Annotated in this window: 9 protein-coding genes; 2 read left to right on the top strand and 7 right to left on the bottom strand. The window is 55.8% G+C overall.

What is annotated here, in order from left to right; translation table 11 throughout:
* Window positions 1–36: 36 nt before the first annotated feature.
* Together AC5DDB_RS08395 and AC5DDB_RS08390 are read left to right on the top strand one after the other, a co-directional pair.
* Window positions 37–2,796 (top strand): hypothetical protein, encoded by a 2,760-nt coding sequence (locus tag AC5DDB_RS08395; RefSeq protein WP_491739259.1) that lies wholly within the window; start codon window positions 37–39, stop codon window positions 2,794–2,796.
* Window positions 2,793–5,528: a hypothetical protein gene (locus AC5DDB_RS08390; RefSeq protein ID WP_491739258.1), complete on the top strand. Its 2,736-nt coding sequence runs from the start codon at window positions 2,793–2,795 to the stop codon at window positions 5,526–5,528. Before AC5DDB_RS08395 ends, AC5DDB_RS08390 begins: the two co-directional genes overlap by 4 nt.
* A gap of 82 nt (window positions 5,529–5,610) precedes the next feature.
* Here the strand turns inward: AC5DDB_RS08390 and AC5DDB_RS08385 are convergent, their stop codons facing one another.
* The 7 genes from AC5DDB_RS08385 to AC5DDB_RS08355 all read right to left on the bottom strand — a co-directional run bounded on the left by AC5DDB_RS08385 (window position 5,611) and on the right by AC5DDB_RS08355 (window position 18,575).
* Window positions 5,611–7,425: a hypothetical protein gene (locus AC5DDB_RS08385; RefSeq protein ID WP_491739257.1), complete on the bottom strand. Its 1,815-nt coding sequence runs from the start codon at window positions 7,423–7,425 to the stop codon at window positions 5,611–5,613.
* A gap of 41 nt (window positions 7,426–7,466) precedes the next feature.
* The gene (locus AC5DDB_RS08380; RefSeq protein ID WP_491739256.1) at window positions 7,467–9,020 is read right to left on the bottom strand and encodes a multiheme c-type cytochrome; all 1,554 of its coding nucleotides are present in this window, start codon (window positions 9,018–9,020) and stop codon (window positions 7,467–7,469) included.
* A 50-nt stretch (window positions 9,021–9,070) separates the two neighbouring features.
* Window positions 9,071–10,816, bottom strand: a complete 1,746-nt coding sequence (locus tag AC5DDB_RS08375) for a cytochrome c3 family protein (RefSeq protein WP_491739255.1) — start codon at window positions 10,814–10,816, stop codon at window positions 9,071–9,073.
* A 141-nt stretch (window positions 10,817–10,957) separates the two neighbouring features.
* The gene (locus tag AC5DDB_RS08370) at window positions 10,958–13,423 is read right to left on the bottom strand and encodes a hypothetical protein (protein ID WP_491739254.1); all 2,466 of its coding nucleotides are present in this window, start codon (window positions 13,421–13,423) and stop codon (window positions 10,958–10,960) included.
* A gap of 16 nt (window positions 13,424–13,439) precedes the next feature.
* Complete coding sequence (locus AC5DDB_RS08365) at window positions 13,440–15,707, bottom strand: 4Fe-4S binding protein (protein WP_491739253.1); 2,268 nt, start codon at window positions 15,705–15,707, stop codon at window positions 13,440–13,442.
* Between the two features lie 139 nt (window positions 15,708–15,846).
* Window positions 15,847–16,251 carry a DUF1499 domain-containing protein gene (locus AC5DDB_RS08360; protein ID WP_491739252.1) on the bottom strand — a complete coding sequence of 135 codons (405 nt, stop codon included), beginning with the start codon at window positions 16,249–16,251 and terminating at the stop codon, window positions 15,847–15,849.
* Window positions 16,252–16,553: 302 nt separating this feature from the next.
* A complete protein-coding gene (locus tag AC5DDB_RS08355; RefSeq protein WP_491739251.1) occupies window positions 16,554–18,575 on the bottom strand; it encodes a DUF1583 domain-containing protein in 2,022 nt (673 codons plus the stop codon).
* Window positions 18,576–18,586 lie beyond the last annotated feature (11 nt).

The following is an 18,586-nucleotide window of genomic DNA, read 5'->3' as shown; positions in this document are numbered from 1 at the left end:
GGGCCCAAAGATCTTGACCAAAAACGAACACCACTCATGAATGGCGACCTATCCGCGATTCGCGATTATCTGCAACCAAGTTCGAATTCGTTCTGGCAGTGGACCGAAGATGGCAAAGCGATTGTCTGGCGAGACGGCCGCACGATCGCGTTTCGTCAGGAAGTCGAAGCGGTGTTGTCCCGATTGCAACCGCTGGGATTGCCGCCGTTTGTTTCGATTGTGTTGTTTCTTGCTACGTGTCGGAACTCGTTGCCGACGACCGCCGAACAACTCGCGGCGCTCCGGGGAACCACTTGGGATTGGATTCACGAACTTCCCAGCAAGCTCGTCAAAATCACTTACCTTCCACTCGCCATCCGGTTTCATCTCAATACGAGGGCGGAGTTGGCCGCGATGATTTTCGAGTCGCGTCCGTTTCTGACGTCCACGCAATTTGCGGAAGTCGTTGTGAAAGCCCTCGCGGACGGCGTGACGACCGAACTACTGGAAAACAAAGTCGGCGGCTCGATTACGGTTGCCGAATTCGTTCAGCAGACGACTCCATTGAACTCCGGTCTTCATCGTGTGGACTTGAGCACGCTTGCGTTGCGGTTGGAGACGGGTTTGGAGCAAGAGTTGCTGCCTGTCGAGAAAGAGTCGCCGCCGGTTTCCAGTGTTCGACAGTTGTTGGAGCAACTTCGCGATGATGAGGAATTGGCCGGGATGGTGCGGTTGGCTCAAAATTTGTTGGCGGTCGTCTCGTTGCCGCGACCACTTGCCGACCACGATGAAATGCCAATCGGCGGCGTGTCGGACATTAGCAACCGTGGCACACTCGATCGGCTACTGATCAGCGAACTCGCCCAAGACGACGACACACTCATGATGCGAGTCGCCATGCGGGAGGCGTTGTATCTCCGCCGGGAAACACCGCCCCGCAACCCGCCGCGAAGTCGTCGGATTATTATCGATTCCGGTCTGCGATTGTGGGGTGTGCCACGTGTGTTCGCGACATCGGTCGCGTTGTCACTTGCGGCGATGAGCGATCCGGATGGCTGCGTGGAAGTGTTCCGTCCGACCGGTGAAGAATTGCAACCCGTCGATTTCACAACGAGAGACGGTTTGATCGAACACCTGAAAGCCCTCTGCCCCGACATTCATCCCGGACCGGCTTTGCGTTCGCTATCGGAACCCAACGAGACGGACACCGACACCATCCTCATTACCAGTGACGATGTCGCGGACGATCCGGAATTTCAACGCGATCTTTCGTCGCTACCGGTGTCGATTCCGTTTTTGATGACAATCTCGCGTGACGGAAACTTCCAAGTCTTCGAGCGTACGCCGTTCGGTACGAAACGCATTCGGGAAGCGACGCTGTCGCTCGACGAGTTGCTCGCACCAACCGAGAAACCGCGTCTGCCGTTGCTCGACGAACGGCAGAAACGCTCCGAAGACCTGCCCGCGATTTGGCGTGTCAAACCGTTCCCGTTGCGGTTGTCGCATCACGTCAAACCGGAGAACACCTGGCTGGTGCGGAATCACGGAGCGTTGTCGATTACGAACGATCGTCGCCTGATGCACTGGGACAAACCCACATTGGGAGCCCGCCAACTCGCCGACAATTTACCGTCGCGTCGTCTGCATTGGTGTCGCCGCTCCGCCGAAAATGGCATCACGCAATGCGTCATCGGCGACCTCGGCAAACCGCAACTTTGGCTGGTGACAATCAACCTGAAAACCGCCTCGGCCACCACACGAGAATTGCCGACTCAACGAACACCGGTTCATGGAGTCTGCGAATACACCGGTACGTTGTTCGTTATCCACAAACGTTCTGTCGCCGCTCATGATCTCGATAACGGCGAGATGCTTTCGAAGATACATTTGCGGCCACGAATGCATTGGCTCAATGGGCGTTACTTCATGGAAGGGATGACCTATCAGGCTCTTTGTATTGAAGGAAATCTCTTGCGGTTTGAAACCATCCTTATCGAACCTGACTTACCACTTGCTGATGCACCTCGCGGCGTGCGTGATTTTCTCATTACCATTTTCGATGTTGACGGCGAAGCGGGACCATTCGGTTTGCTGGCGCATAAACCAGCGATCTATCGAATCGCGGACAAACAACGCTTTCCACTTTCAAAGCCTTTGCACCGGGCGATGAAAGTACAACGCGTTTCCCGCGACGGTCGACGATTGCTCGTGAGACAGTTTGTCAATCGTCCTCACCATGAATCGGAAACGGTAGTTGTGAATACGCAGACCCATAAGGTGTCGTGGTGCGGTTCCGATCCTGGTCTATTGCTGGAACCCGAAATTCTGCAAGTCGTCAGGCCGCGAAACGTGCGGAAGAAGTTCATTGCTGTGGGACTGCCTTTCGACGACTTTGAAGCTCAACGGTTCTTGTTTCTACGGACTGCAAGCAATCGAGATTTGACAATTGGCATGTCCACGCAATCTCCAGAGAGAATGCAGTTGTTCGGGGTAGAATATGGAACAATTTCACGCTGCCCGATTCAAACATTCCAACCGCATGAGACGCCGAGTGACACTCGGTTGCGGTTGCAGTCTGCGAATTTCCCAGATGGCAGCCGCGTATTTTTGGATGCACGAGGGTTGCTACACCTGCAGAGTAGCGACAACAACATTCCTGAAGTGACGTTCGTTTTGACGGACTCTGAACTCGCGGGTTGGTCGAGTGACGGTCGCATGTGGGGGCCGCGGTATTTTCTGGGGAACCACCCCGCGACTGACCCGGCAACCATATTCCGCGAAATCCTGCGACCCTTCTTAAAACGGATTGTCGGATGAAGGCGACATTACAACTTCGATTCACACCCCGACCGCAACGCGAGACAACCGCCTGGTTCGTGCCTGGAAGCGATCCGCAGGTATGGCTGGCGGAGTTCGTCGCGTGGAGTGTGTCGTCATCAACGATCACGTTGCGAATGGTTCCGCGCTCCCGAGCGGACCGCACACCGATCGGTGTATTGGCGAGTGTTGACGCTTCGACGTCGCCAAGGGTTTCGTTTCGTTGTCATGCTTACGGACGGATCGCGGAGCAGCTATTTGTGCCGATCGAAGCGGAACTTTGGCCCCATGTTACCGATGAGGAATTGCATGCTCGTTGGCCAAGTGAGACGGAGTTCGTGTGGCATCCGCAAGCGGGTTTGGTCGCGTTCGGTCCCGACGATTTTCTAACGCTGGCCGACTTAATGCGGCCGCCGACTGAAACACCCGCCGATTGGACAGGCGCGGATCCCGGTGTATCGTTCAGTTCCCGATTGCATGCGATCGACGTGGTCAAATCGCTCAGTCCGGGATCGATCATGCAGGATGCACAGGGCGATATCGGCACGCAGTCGAACTCGCTCGACGAACTTCCACCCGCGGATGGTGAGCCGTCCGCAGGGGCGTTGCGGAAGTCCTCGAATTTCCTGATGCGTCCGTTTGCCTCGTTCGCGAAGTGGATCACAAAGCAAGTGCCGGCAACCGCGAGTCAGGAGACGATGTGGAACCGGTTGGAACGTTGGGCCGCTCAGGTACTTTCACCGGAATGGCAAAACGAACGCGAGAAGGAACTTTCGCGGCTGATGCAAATGTTGCGGGACGATCCCGATCAGGGGTTAAAGTATGCGTTGCCGATGGGCGGTGATTCGCCGCGAGGAGTGGCTCCGCCGTCGCAGCATTTGACGCAGCGGGATGTCGACTTTCGCCTCTCCGGCGGTGGCGGACCGGCCGATGCGTGGGATGTGTCGTTCGCGATGCAGCAGCAGTTGACGGCTCGGTATCGGGAGTTGGCGGACCGCGAGATTCGCCAAGGGCGACACCGACGGGCGGCGTACATCTACGCGGAATTGCTCGGCGATTGGTCTCTGGCGGCGGCGGCACTCCGGTCGGGCGGACACTTTCGAGAAGCCGCGGTGTTGTACGCGGAGCGTCTCGATCGTCCGGCCGATGCGGCTGCCTGTTATGAAGAAGGCGGGTCTTGGACCGAAGCCATCGCGATCTATAAACGCCTCGAAAACTTCGAAGCCGTCGGGCGGATTCATCGCCGGCTCGACCAACACGAAGAGGCCGATGAGGCATTCCTTCAAGCGGCGAGATGGCACGAGCAGCATGATAACCACCTGGCTGCCGCCCGCATCTACGAAACCGAACTCGGTCAAGTGGTGACGGCTTACGGGATTCTGAAAGAGGGATGGAATTCGTCGGGTCAGTGGTACGAATGTTTGGAAGAGGGGTTTCGATTGCTTGGGCGAACCGGTCGACACGCGGATGCCTCCGCGTGGATTGAGGAACTTCGACAGGAACCGATGCCCCCGGAACGAACCGCATGGCTGGCGAAGGGGCTTTCCGGCTCGGCACAGAATTACCCGCATGAGTCCGTCCGCATAGAAGCGGCAAACGCCACCCGACAGGTAGTTTCCATTGCGTTGACGAAGTCGCAGACGAGCAATGCGTTGCCCGACCGCCGATTGCTGCAAGTTGTCGAGCGTTTGGTGCCGTCGGATCGGTTGCTGAGTCGCGATTGTCAACGGTACATGCAGGTCGAAGAAGCCCGAACTCAAGTGTCGCCTCGTAGACCGATAAAGTCGGAATCTCAGGTGTTACAGACTCATCGCGTTAAGATCGGTTCCGGAATCGATTGGATCGACGCCCAACCGACGAACCGCGGTTTCTATCTGATAGGTTTGTACGAGGGCTGGCTGACGATGGTGTATTCAACGTGGCTCGCGTTGGATGCTAAGCCCCCATCAAAACCTCAAGGCCATACTTGGTCAGATATACCGAAAGAAGCGTGCTGCCCGGTATTGTTGGCGGTGGCAAGAAACGAGCGACCGCAAGTCTGGTTGCACAATGTGGGTGGGCCGAAATTTCATCCTCATGAATTTGAACGGACCGTCGTCCGAGATCCAGCGTGGACCGGACCGACCACAATTGCGATCTCGCAGACAGCACATGGGGAATCGGTAATGCTCACCGAAGAAGACTTCGGCTACGACGTGGTGCGGTTCTCGCCGGACGGCACGCCGATCAACTCGCATAGTGTTCCAGTTGTCGAACCGATCGCATTAAAGTTGGACGCTTCACAGCCGGCGGGAATTCCTCGACATGCGCGGAATGAAGGGGCGTTCTTCGGCCTCGACGATTACCTGCTGCAAACGTCACCCAATGGGGAAATCATTTGGCATCGGTTTGAGGAAACAATTACGTCAATCAGTGGCAGCACACCCAATTCCCGTTTACGTCTGGCAATCAGTTTGGAACGTGGCGGAACAGTGATGTGGCCGGATATCAAGCACAAGCAAGCTTTCGGGGAGACACTCAGGGCACCGAAAACGGCGTTTACGCTATCTGGCCATTTGGTTGCGGTAGATGATTCCCGCATTGAAGTTTATTCGACGACTCGTTGCCGACTCGAACGCGTTTCGGTTCACCGGAATGCCGTGCGTCCAGTCGCGGTAATGCCGGTTCGCACGAACGAATTCGCGATCCTCGACCAACACTGTGATATCTCGCTATATCGAATCGACCGGTAGAGAATGCCCAAAGAAAAACCAGCCAAGCGACGCAGTTGTCGATTGGCTGGCTCCTTGGGGTGAAGGAAGTTCGTGGCTTAGATTACTCTGTCGCTAACTGCTCTTTGAGAACTTTGAACAAGTCGGCTGCGGTGCGGGGTTGGAAGTCGCCGATGGGTGGCAGGCTCTTGTCGAGATCGACTTCGACGACTGGTCGATCTTCGTTTTCACCTGGCACCACAACCCCCACATCACGACCTTTTCGCAGGTCGAGCAAGAAGATCTTGTCGAACTGAGCGAGCAATTGTTGAGTTTCGTCGAGGTCGGTGACGGTCTTGAACCATCCCGGGACCGCAGCGAGGGTGTAGCGGTTGTTCTTGGCTTCCTCGGTCAACGGCAGCGGATTGAGTTCGTTGTAGATAATGCCCGCTGCCCATGCGAGTTGGCGGGTGGCATCATAATCGAGTTGCTCATCCGCACCCTTTTCGGCGATTTCCGCAAGTGCCATCTTGGCGGCTTCCGGAGTGATGGGCTGCTTTTCCATCGCGAGTGCTTGTTCGAACAACCACGTCGAAAGTTTGCTTGCGGAACTGTCGATCTGGTTGGCCGCACCGAAAGGTTGACGATCGACAGACTCGTCCACCGCTTTCTTCAAGCGTTCGTATTCATCGAGATCGGCACCGGCATACTTCAAGGCGATCTCTGTGAGCGCGGTGGGCCATTCATGAAGTCGCGGACGACCCGGTGTGCCGACGGGCGGCCGTGTAAGTCGCCAACCGCGTTCCTGCAAATCGTGGTGACAGGCGTAACAGGCAAAGTTGGCGAGCTCCGGCCATTCGGGCTTCGGCACCGCGCACTTGGCATCTTCGTTGGCGAGGTCGGCGTTAAGTTTCATGTATTCGGCTAAACTCGCCACCGAACCAATCAACACGTCCTGGGTTTGATTCAACTCTGGCGAAATGAACTCGCCCTTTTCCCCAGCCTCTTTGCGGAACTCCTCGCGGACTTCTTCGGTTTTCTCTTCGAAATCACGCCAGTGCTTTGGTTCTTGATGAATGAATGTCGCCGTTTCGAATCCGGGCAGTGGGGGGTGTCCGGCGGCATACATTTCGTGCGTGACGACTTTGCCTTCGGACACATTCCCAAGATGACAGGACAGACAGATCCGCGTTTTCGAGACCGGCGAGCGAACGTCCCAATAACCGTACTCAGCTTCCTTCTCGGCGGCGGCTTTATATCGCCAAGCGTCTTTCGACACGTGAATTCCGCACCAGCCTTCATTCGATTTGTCGGTGAGCGAGTCGCCGCAAGGACCGTGACAGCTCTCGCAACTCACCCCAAGTGCGAGTTTCGGATCTTGAGTTAGGCTTTCGGCGACGAGCCAGTCATGGCCGGGAATGTTGGCCACGTTCTCTTCGTCCTGTTTCTTCGTCTTCAACATTTGATCTGCAGGCATGCCCACGTGGCAGGTTAGGCAGCGAACGTCACGATGAATCTGAGATTTACCATCTTTGTCGACAACGCCAAGGATCTTCGCCATTTGCTTCGAACGCTCGTTGAGCAGCACTGCGTACGCTTGGGTGTGTTTATCGTTCGCACCCCAAATGACGAGTTCATCCGCCCGAATCCAGCGATCGTTCGACAAGCCACCGACGTATTTCCCCAAGAAACCCGGCAATGATCCGGAAGCCACCGGACGTACATCGCCCTTCTCGTTGCCGTGACAGTTCGCACAGCCACCACGAGCAACTCCATAGAACTCATGCGGATCATTCGAGCGTTTATCGCTGATGACGGCCGCTAATTTGGATGGCCCCTTTAGTGCGGGTTGGGCGCTCGCTGGGGACGACCCGCCGACCGCGACGCATGCCGCTGCGGAGACGGCCAACATGAGTTCTCGGAATCGTTTCTGAAGCATAGTCTTCTCACTTGATGCGGAATCAGTTGGCGAATTCGATGTCACTCGGGGATGGCTTCGGACAGTTCCTTGAGTTGTTCGAGGATGACGTCGACGCGGTCCTGGGTTTTTTGTTCAAACGTTCGCGGGCTGTCATATGGATCGGGGAACTTCAGCTGTTCCCGGATCGTGCGGAAGCGGGCGAAGTTCTCGCGATCTGCGGGAATCGGCCGGGTGATGCGGCCGTTGGCATCCATCATGGCTTGATAAGTCGCAACCGCTGCCAAGTAAACCTGCGAGGCGGCGTCCCAACTGTTGTCGGCAATCTTCTGACCTTCAGTTGTTGAACCGGCCAAGAGTTGCTTGATCGTTTGGGCGGACATCGGTTGTGAGTTGATCTGATGACCAAGTTCCGCCAACGACTGCCGGATCGGTGTCGACAGCTTCAACACCTCTTCGCGGTTCGGCGATGGTTTCCCCATTTCCGCACGCAGTTTTTCGAAAGCGCCCGACTCTGCGAACACGTCGGCAGCGTTAGTGTTTTTAGTGAGAAGGGGAAGAGCGGCGAACTGCCAGGTTCCGTAAGGGAAGTGGCCGGGCTTCAGATGGTAACCGCGATTCTTTTGTCGCCATGCGGACGGTTGCAAATCGTGGTGACAAGCGTAACAGCCATACTCGGTGAACTCCGGCCACACGCGGTCTTCGTTGGCGGCTCGGGTTTCCAACAGTTCGAGTGCTTTCTCTGCCGCCGCGACTTGTCCGAGTGCCCAAAGTTTGGCGAAGTAAGCCGACTGCACGTTCTCCGCCGACGTATTCGGATTGCTGACAGCATGCCGACGACGATCGTCATTCGAATTCCAATGCGGCGGCAATACGGAGCTGAACGCGGCCATCTCGAAGTTCAACCGGGGGTGTCCGCCGGCCATGATGTCGTGATTTACTTCGCGATCCGCCGCACCCACATGACATTCCGCGCACATTTTCGAGCGGGAATAGAGGTCGTCAGTATTCACGAAACCGAGCGACGATTTTTGCTCGGGCGTAAGGAATTTCCAATCCCAGCGTTTGTGGGGATCGAGCCATTGTTCGGCGGCACCGTGACAACCTTCGCAACTCACGCCATCCCGCAGCGAAAACTTATGACCGGCTGCCAGTTGCGAGCGGTCCGATGCAGATGCGTGACAATCGAGACAGATTTTTGCTTCCCAAGCGGGCACGTTTTCTAGCTCGGCATACCGTTTCGACTTGGCGAGATAGTCCATGATGCGAGCGGACGTTTTATTCCGCAGCACCGCGTAGGCGTTGGCGTGCGGATCCTTCTGAACCCAAATGCTGTGTTCGCTGCCGACGGTTTCTTTGAGGGCATCGCCGCCGTGACAGTTGGCAGCCGAACAACCGGAGGCACCGATATACTTGAACTTCGTTGCCTTGGCCTCTGCATGCCAGTCAGGAAGAACATCGGGACTCGGGGCCGTGACGGGAGCATCCGCGATGAGCGTAGCTAACTGAATGGGCGCGTCCGGTTCCACCCCATAACCACGGCTCACGAGCAAGGCGACACCGACCGCGGCCAGCGGTAACAAGGTGACTTGCCATCGGAATTGCAATTGGTTCATGAGCGTGTCTCCGTCGGTCCTTATGCGCAGCAATGCACGTATCTGTAAAACTATTTCGTGTCCGTTTGCATCGGTGCATTGCTTTTCTTAGCGGGATCGGCGGTCAAATCCAAAGTTAGCTGGCCGTTGAAGTCCTCTTTGCTGTGATCATGATAAGTATGGCATTCGACACAATTGGAGCGAGCACCCACAAGTTGTTTCCCAGACTCAGTTTGTATCGAGTTCTCTCGTCCAGTGTGACACTTGGCGCACGAAGCCTTGGCGGGCATCAACACATCGCCCGTACTGCGACTTTCCCAGACAGGATGTCCACTGATGAGGTCCGTGTGACACTCCGTGCAACCGAGCATGCGGTGGCTGTTATGTTGAAATCGACTATGAGCGTACCACCGTTCGGGGATGTTCGGTGCGACAATTTCCGGAGTCGTTTCGCCGTTATCGGCTGACGTGTTGACGTCGTGACAAAACGCACACGCTCCGTTCTCTTTAAAGAGCACCTTTTGGCCCTTCATGCGGGCAATTTCGTTTTCGACAAACTCTTCAGGGTAGAACTCGCGTTCGTCGAGCCGAATTTGTTCACGGACGGCCTCCGCCAGTTTCGTGTTCAGCGTGACCGGAAAATCCTCGCCGGGGAAACCCTGACGGAGATCGGCCAGCGGATCGAACTGTGTGTCTTTGCTCTCGGCTCCACGATTCGAAACCCTCAGCGAATACAACTCCGCCAGGAACCCTCGCACGATTTCGGGTGACTCGTGCGGCACGGTGACGGCGAATTGCTCTTCGGTCTCCCCATTGGCGGCAAGAGTTTTGACAATCTTTTCTGTGTCGAACGTCAACGGATGACATTGGGCGCAATGTTGCTCATAGACAATTGGTTTCATATACCGGCCGGCTTCGTCGGCTTGATGACAATCGGCACACGACTGCGGATACGCCAGCAGTTCCCCAGCGTTCTCTCCCTTGCGGCGTTTGATCGCTTCCCGCTCGTCACCAGTGAGTGGTTCGCCCTTCTCGTTGAACATTCCCTTGAGGTGAGCTTGATGGTTGAAGCGAATACGGGCGGTATCTTGCCAGCGTGCGGGTTCACCATCCCGGGCGATGAAATCGACAACCGTATGAGCGTGGTGGATCGGTTTGCCATCGGCACTGGTTGCCGGTGAAACCGATTTGTCCATCGCGAGCAATTGCTCGATGCGGAAATCCGGGTGACCTTCCGGGTTACTGAAGTCGGATATCACTTCCGCAAAGTGCGGCGGGCCGTCATTCGTATGGACGACAAGATCGTTGTGACATCGTGTGCAATGGCTGTCGGCAATCGATACCAGCGAAATATCGCCTTCGTGTTCTCGATGGCACATTGCGCAAGACAGTTCACCCGTTGCGTCGCCATGCATCGGCAACTGATTTTTGTGGTGGACCGTTCCAGTATGGCAAATCTCGCAGTTGGCATTGCTGACCGAGTGAATTTCATCGTTGAGATTCAGCAATCGTCGCAATGGTGCCCAGGTGCCTTCGGTGTGGTTGGCGGCCGACAAGTTGGAACCGGTGAGCAAATCGTTCGACAAACTATGACACTTGGCACAATCGTTCTCGAACATCGCGTGGGCCGTTGAGATGTCGCCGCCTTGGTAAATGGCCGTTTGCCCTTTGGCGGTGGTGTAACCAAGCCACGCGAGTGAAACCAAGATCGCTGCCACCGCGGACCACCACGCCGCTTGTTTGATGGGGTTGGGGCGTTTGTGGAACTCAATCTCCACCCGTCCTGAGAGTTCGCGGCTCGAACGATGGGCACTCATTGCTGGGAGTCAATTCCTAAAGAGTCGAAAGTTTGCAGTGTTACCGAATGGTCATCTCTACGGCTTGGGCACTCACTTCCGAAAGCCGTTAGTCGTTGAAGGCGTAGAATCTGTCGCTCGGAATCAAATGACAATCAACCGTTACAACGGCGGTACGACTCGCAATGCCACGATGATGTGAACAATCACTAAAACAAATAACGCCATCGAAATGGGGATATGTAAAATCAGCCAAGTGTGCATCGATTTATGAATTCGCGACAGTGTGCGGAACTGACGTCGTTCCGTCGCGTATTCTTCCAATTCGAGCAAGACCCCATGCAATTCTCCGGGCAATTCTGCCCGAAGTTGGTTGAACATCCGCGAGGTGCTTTGTTCGGATTGGAATTCCGGGAACCGTCGCGATCGCATGCGGGCATCGAGAAACGGTCGCAGACGTGTTTCATAGAATTTCTTGAGATGTTCCGAGCGAACGATCGGGCCTTTTTGTTTGGGCGGAGCAATGAAGCCACGGATTTGAATCGATTGGCCCGCTGCCGCGTTCACCGATACCGCTGCCGGTTTCTTCGCTGTCGGCTTGGGTTTCCCCGCCGCTCCCGCTTTGGCTTTGACGGCGGCTTTCATCTGTTCGATCTTCGACTTCGCTTTTTGGATCGGTGCCGGTGCGTCTTTGCCAGTCGCTTTGGCGGCTTGCTGACGAACAATATCGAGCGGCGACATCCGTTTCTTCGAAGTGGTCGCAGCGGGTTTTTCGGGTTCATCATCGACGACGATTGGTGGAGAGTCGACATCCCATGACAAAGACTCACGACGGAGACTGGCTGCGTTGCGTCGTTCTTCCTCGATCTTGGCGATCTCGGTGACTTGGTTGGATTCGAAAACGCCCACTACACCGGCGGTCAGCAGGATTTCCTCGTCCTCATCTTTCGGCTCTGGCAGTGCACGTTCCTTGAGGATGAACTTTTTCTGGCACATCGGGCAACGTGCTTTGCGACCGAGCAACGACCGATTGGGAATCAACATTTGATAGTCGCACTCGGGATTCCCACAGGGCACATAGAACGACTCATCCACATCATCGTCTTCGTCCGGGTCGAACGATTCACTGCCCATCGCCAATCGGGCGAGATTTCCCATTTCATCCGCGGTGAAATTAAGCGTGGCCATTGCACCGGGATCGGCTGAAGACATTCTCGATGCAGGGGCGGTTTCTTTGGCCTTGTTCTTCGCGGCGGCTTGTTCTCGAGCCAATTCGAGTGGAGATTTTTTCTTTGTCGAGGTGCCGTTGTCGTTCTCGGATTTTTTCTGGGCTTGCTCTCTGGCCAGTTCCAAGGGGGATTTTTTCTTGGCCGGCGGTTCTGCATCCTCGGTTTTCTTTTTCGCTTGTTCTCTTGCGAGTTCCAGTGGCGACTTCTTCTTGGCGGGTTCGTCGCCACCGTTTGCTTTAGCCGCCTGTTCGCGGGCCAGTTCCAACGGAGACTTTTTCTTTGCCGGTGCTTCATCGCCGTCGCTTTTTTTCGCGGCTTGTTCTCTGGCGAGTTCCAAAGGCGATTTCTTCTTCGCGGGAGCGTCACCACCGGCTTTCTGGGCGGCCTGTTCCCGCGCGAGTTCGAGTGGTGACTTCTTCTTGGCCGGCGCCGCACCGTCATCGGCTTTTCCGGCTGCTTGAGCACGGGCTAATTCGAGCGGTGATTTCTTTTTCGCCGGTGCTTCGTCGCCCGATTTCTTGCCGCTTTGTTGCCGAGCCATTTCCAGTGGCGAGAGTTTCTTCTTCGCACCCGCATCACCACCGCCGCCCGCCGCTTTCTTGGCTTTCATTTGCTCCAACGGACTAGGCCCCTTTTTCCCCGCGGCTTTGGCTTTGGCTTTGGGTGCCGGTTTGAAGTCGAGACCTTCGTAGATCTCCGCGAGCATCTTCGGGAAGTTGTCTTCCTTGTTGATCCAACCGTTTTGCTTCGATGTTTTCCCCAGGTCGATAAACAACCCTCGCCAATTTTGATCGACCTGGTCCGGCCAATTCGGGAGTTCGTCTTTCGAAGCTTCCGCTCCGAACTTGGCGAGCTTTTCAAACTCGGGGAAGAAGTCGTCTTCGCGGGCGTCGAGTTTGCCGCACAAACTGGAAACAGCCCGGTCAGCGAGGAACTGCATCCGGTGACACTGATACGGAACCTGAGCCATGAACGTTTCGTAAGGAACGCGGCTGGTGAGTAATCGAGGCAAGAAGTGTTGCAACACCACTCCCACAAAACCGCTGACAATCACAATGGCAAAGGTGATCCACAGGATGTTCTCCACCAATCCGCCCCAACCGAAACCGGCGTGGAACAGAATCAGCGGGAAACTCAGCGTGCCTAGCCATAGATGACCTTTAAGCCAAAACTTCGCACTTCCTAGCCGCCAATGCGGAACGCGTTTGCGACCGGCGAGGAGTCCGGCGAAGACCATCATCAAGGTGCCGATGATGCCGTAAATCAAACCGGCAACGCTTCCGCCATGCGCACCGTTCGGGCTGGACGACGCATAAATGACGTACGTCACCGTCGCGACGAGGAGAATCCCCGCCGAAATGAATGCCCAACCACGATGGTCCTTCCACTGAATCAGCATTCCAATGTCCCCAAGATCATGCCCGACTATCGGTAGCCGGCTTCATGAAGAACGTCTGCGCATGAACGCGAATCGCGGCATCGTGCGGGCAGGCGTACACACACGAGGGGTTTTGCCCCGGCACGTTACTACACAAATCACACACGACGGCTTGTTCGCCTACAGATTTCAATGTGGTCTCCGCACCGAGAATCGCTTTCTGCTCCGCCGAAAGTTGGATCGGATTGCGAAGCTCGTTCATTTGAATCGAACCGTATGGGCATTGCTCGGCGCACATTCGGCAACCGATGCACCAATCCCGAATGACGATCTCGCCGTTCGATCCCCGGTTGATCGAACCGACCGGGCAACCGATCATGCAGACCGGATCGAGACACTTTCGGCAGGTGATCGGCACGAGATAATTTTCATACCGCGGCCCGTCGAGATACAGCCGCGTGCGTCCATCGTCGTGGGCCGACACACAGGCCTCGACGCAGGCGTTGCACCGGGTGCATTTTTCCAAGTCGATCAACATCAACTTTTGGCCCTGCACCAAACCGAGTTGGTCGAACTCACGACTTTGCGGAATGGTGCCGGCTTCGTCGAAATCGCCGACGGTCGCTTGAAAACTTTGATCGCGACGGATGATTTCTTCTTGAATCCGCTCGTGCATGACGGGCGATTCATTGCGGATTTGTTCGATCAGATCTCGGCGAATCCGAATGAGTTCCACTCGTGACGGGACCGCTCCCATTCGACCATCGGGAATCCGTTGTTGGTAGCCACTGTCGGGGTGGTCGTAGGCGATACACGTCGCGCCGCACGGCTGATTCCGAAATACCGCCATTTCGCCGAAGAAATCACCCCGCCCGAGATACGCCAAAGTCCGTCGTGGACCGGCACTCTCTAACCGTCGCGGCACACCATCGGGGAAAATGTGTTCCAATAACGCCCGGTGAAATGTGCGGTACTCCAATTCCGACCATTTCTTGGTGTCACGGGGATACTCGGCGATTGTCGTTTCCAAAGTTGGCCCGTGAACAACCTCGAGAACTTCCTTTCGCGTTTTACCCAGCTTGGTATAGATCTTCGAGTTGCGAATTAGATCGTTGAGGATCTTCCGAGCTTCGGCTTGTTGTTCGTCTGTGAGCGACTTCGCCTGAATCGCTTTTTGCAGTTCCGGTGGGAATTTCTTGAAGACCGCTTCCCGCAGATCTGTCACCTCGCTCGATTTCTCGGCTAACTCGTTCGCGAAGTTATTCCAATGTTCGGATTTGAATTCATTCGGCTGGAAGGCATACCAGGCATTCTTGATGACTTTCACCAACCCGCTACGGATGATGTAGAACGAATCCGAATCGGCTTTTTCCTCGAGGATTGTGGCCCCAGACTCGTAATCGACTAGCTCGATGCCTTCTTTGAGTCGGGCGAATTGCTCGTCGGTCAATTCATCGAAAATGGACAACCGCCGCACATGGGTTTCGAGCACACGTTTGCGGTAGCTGGCATCCATCCGCTTTTTGTACGCCGGATCTTTGTGGAGCATGTCCAGCACGTTGCGGAGCATTTCCAGCATGTAACAGTCTTGATCAGCGACCACCGTTGCCGACCGGGGTGCCCGGTTCATGCAACTCATTTCGCCCATCAACTCGCCTTCGTGCAACGGCCCCCGGAGGGTTTGCGAGTTAATGTCGCTCGGGGCGTCGATCGGGATGAATTTTGGAATCGAATTGCGAATTCGACTTCCCCCGCCTTTCAACGCCGTTTTCAGACGATGCAATAATCCGCGTTTGGGTTGGTCCGGCTCGAAGTTGACGAGCAAGTGAGCCGTCGCGATGTGTCGTTGCGGACCGTCTTCGTTCTCGACCGGTGGCAGTTGTTCCAAACGGCTTTTCAGCGTGGTGATTTCGTCGACGATCTCTTGACGACGGCGTTCCAATTCGCGAGGTGACATCCGCAAAAAATACGGGTGCATTTCCAGTTCCGTGCCCTGCTCGGCTTGAGCGCGGATCGTGGTGTCGAGCGATTCCAACTGCTTCTCGCGAAGTGCGATGACGTCCTCAGTCGTCAGAATATAGAACGCGGTCGCACCGGCTTCGCCCTGTTCACAGATGATGCGTCCTTGCGGGCAGTACCGGAGAGCTGTCGTACTCGGAAAACGGCGGAAGTCGGGGCCGCCTTTTTTCATCGCCGTGAACAGCGAGAGCGTATTGAGTTCGTCAGCCGTCAGCAGTTCGTCGCCATCTTGCAACGGCTCGGTTACTTCCTGCAACGCTGCCGGTAACATGCTCTGCTGAGCCACGATAGAAACTCCGTTCTGGGGGCAATCGCTGAATTGTTTCCATGAGCCGAATGAGTCGCATCACCGGCTCACAGACCGCGTCCGTTATTGATGCTTGAGAGAGACGTTAGTGTACCCTCCCCCACAGAAGTCGCAAGCGTCAAATCAACTTTGCCCAACGCTGGCGGAGAGATTCCAGGCGTTTGCGGTTGGCGCCGAGGTCGGAATGGCCAAGGCGGGAGGCAGAGCGAACGTGAATTACACCCGCGGATTCGTCGATCAGAAATTCCACATCGTCCACAAAACGAAATAGACGGGACGTGAATTCGACGCGGACGTAACGATCGGTTTGTTCGATGATTTTTGCATCGCTGCGATCTTCCAGCAGACGCCTCAACTTGGCGAGTGATTCCTCCGGAGAACCCGAGAGCGGCAGCGGTTCGATGTAATGCTGGGTGTCGTCCGGCGACTCATAGGAACACACACAGTTCGGTGACGACGGGCATGGCTGAAGGCGGCCGTCTTGCACACCCAGTTCGGGACGTTTGCCGGTAAATAAACCCATCGTCGAATGCACTCCTGACAAGAACGAAGTCGACTTGGGTTGTAACAATCAACGCATGTCCCTGGCAACTCGTTGCCAGTGGGGATATGGGTGGCATGCCTACAACTCAGGGTGGGCATGGGTAAGCGACGTTCGAATTCGATTCATGCCCGCGCAAAGCCGTGGGCATGCCACCCGATGTCAAGGATGGTCGCAATTCGCCCGGGTGCCACGGTTCTGTGAGCCGTGCTGAGCGACGTTGATTGAAAACACGGCTCACTGAGTCGTGGCACACTTTCAACTTTGATTCCACACGCTTTGGGTTACTCGGTTGCGGTGATTTGGTCGGGGTTTTCGAGTAGTTCTTGTGGGAACTCCTCTGGCCAGTCGCCTTGGAGAATCGCATTTCGTACGCGGACGGAAGAGGTCGTGCGGTCGCGGTAGATGCCGAACTGCAAGTCGCCCGTAAAATCGATCGAGCGTTGGTAGATGGTTTCGTCATTCAGTGAAACGGTGATGCGGTCGTTCTTGCGTTCCAGACGAACTGTGTTCCAGTCTTCATCCTTCAATGGCAACGGTCGTGGTCCACGACGATTGAACGGTTCGAGGAGCGAATTGTCCTCGGCCAAGCCCGTCCATTCATACGGTCCGGCAGTGAGCCAATGGACTTTCACGCCGCTCGGCTCCAGCAAGAACGCCATCCGTCCCAACACCGGATGCGCTTCGGTTTGATCGGCTCGATGAAGGAATTCATACGTGACGGATTCACCATCTAATAACGGACGGTGATAACGGATCACGCTTTGCTTGCCGAGTGTTCCCGCTTCTGCGGAAGGAGCGGCTTCGAGGACGCCGTCTTTCACCGTCCAATCGGTAGGCGGTTCTTCGGTGTCTTCTGACAGTTCAAAATCCGGTTGCGATTCTTCATAGACGGCGGTTTGCCACCCGCGAAGCGTATTTGTGCCGATCATTTTTACCTGACGTGGAATCACGGGTTGGCCGCGGAATTTGAAGTTGCGAAACACTGGGCGATTGCCGGCGAAACTTCGCAGCCCCAACCAAGGGCTTGTCTCGACCGCTGCCAAGTCCGTCCACACGGGATGCAAGTTAGCCAAGAATTGCGGACCGGACGCCGATCGCCGAATCGTCACGCGGTTAAACGTGGGTGTCGATGCATGTCGGGTGAAATGGTTGGGTCGAATGGTGAGGTTCCACAGGTCGGCGTCCCACACGTTCAAGTTGTTTTCCGCACCGACCGCCTCGAATTGCAATCCGCCGTAGACTAACCCGCCGTTCGTGCCGATGTCGCCGCCCTCTTGAGTTTCGCAGGTGAATTCGAATTCGCCGGTCAGCGGGTACTTGAAAAACAGTACATCGCTGCCGGTTCCTGCCAGGTGCAAAATGTGGTTTTCATGCGTGAGCCAAACAGCCGGATTCGCTCCCATTGCGTCGAAGAGGGTCGTTGTCCCGGAGACCGGCACCCAATATTTGAGCCGATTCTTGAAGAGAACTTCCGGGCCGGATTCCCCTCGATGTCGTTGGACCGCGACCGCGTGAGCCAAGCGGTACAAAGGACGTAAGGTCGTGGCATTGGGAGAAATCGCAAGCGGTTGCAGAGTTTGTTCGGCGAGTTCATGAAGTTCGTCGTGTCGCAACGCCGCCAATGCAATGGCGACTTGAGTCGCGGTGGGTGTCGTTTTCAGTTGTTGCTGCCATTGGGTTTGGACGGCGTCCGCATCGACGCGGCTGTCGGCCAGTTTGGCAAGTAACGCCAACGGTTTCGCTCCGGCGATGTTGTTATTGGCGAGTTCATCGAGCGTCAGTTGCAACCGGCTAAGTTGCCCGAGTTCATCCGCGGTTCTCGCGAGCATCCAACCCGTGCAGAATAAACCCGGTAGACCGTTCATTTGCGGAATGGCGAATGTCTCGTCCCGCGACCGTTCCCCGATTTCCCGGGCAAAGACTTTCGGCGGAGCCGCTTGTGGCACGGGAAGCGTGACTAAGCGAACGGTCTGCCGCGTTTCCGTGGGCAATGTCCAGGTCAGAAGCAAGTCGTAACGATCTTGTTCGTCGAGTTGTGAAAGATGTCGCGCGATCGCACCGGCGGCCGCGTTCAAGACCGTGGGCTCTTCCATCGTTGTCGGACCGAGGGAATCGATCAGTGTGCCGAACGCATCCAACGCCAAAGCGACGTCGCCATTTCGCAATTGATCCAGAATCGATCGCGAATGTTCTGGAACGATTGTCGGTGGTTCGTCGAGGGTCTGGCCGAACACCGGTGATAAATTGACACACGCGGTTGCAAGTATCCATCCGGCAACTAGACAAGGATATGCAAATTTCATCGGCTTGGCTT

The sequence above is a fragment of the Thalassoroseus sp. genome, assembly GCF_984380535.1.
The sequence above is the reverse complement of the archived record's forward strand: the minus strand, read 5'-3'. Positions and strand labels throughout refer to the sequence as shown.

Coding starts and splice junctions, on each gene's coding strand:
- AC5DDB_RS08355 (WP_491739251.1), bottom strand. CDS start 18,575: ATGAAATTTGCATATCCTTGTCTAGTTGCCGGATGGATACTTGCAACC.
- AC5DDB_RS08380 (WP_491739256.1), bottom strand. CDS start 9,020: ATGAACCAATTGCAATTCCGATGGCAAGTCACCTTGTTACCGCTGGCC.
- AC5DDB_RS08375 (WP_491739255.1), bottom strand. CDS start 10,816: ATGAGTGCCCATCGTTCGAGCCGCGAACTCTCAGGACGGGTGGAGATT.
- AC5DDB_RS08390 (WP_491739258.1), top strand. CDS start 2,793: ATGAAGGCGACATTACAACTTCGATTCACACCCCGACCGCAACGCGAG.
- AC5DDB_RS08395 (WP_491739259.1), top strand. CDS start 37: ATGAATGGCGACCTATCCGCGATTCGCGATTATCTGCAACCAAGTTCG.
- AC5DDB_RS08370 (WP_491739254.1), bottom strand. CDS start 13,423: ATGCTGATTCAGTGGAAGGACCATCGTGGTTGGGCATTCATTTCGGCG.
- AC5DDB_RS08360 (WP_491739252.1), bottom strand. CDS start 16,251: ATGGGTTTATTTACCGGCAAACGTCCCGAACTGGGTGTGCAAGACGGC.
- AC5DDB_RS08385 (WP_491739257.1), bottom strand. CDS start 7,425: ATGCTTCAGAAACGATTCCGAGAACTCATGTTGGCCGTCTCCGCAGCG.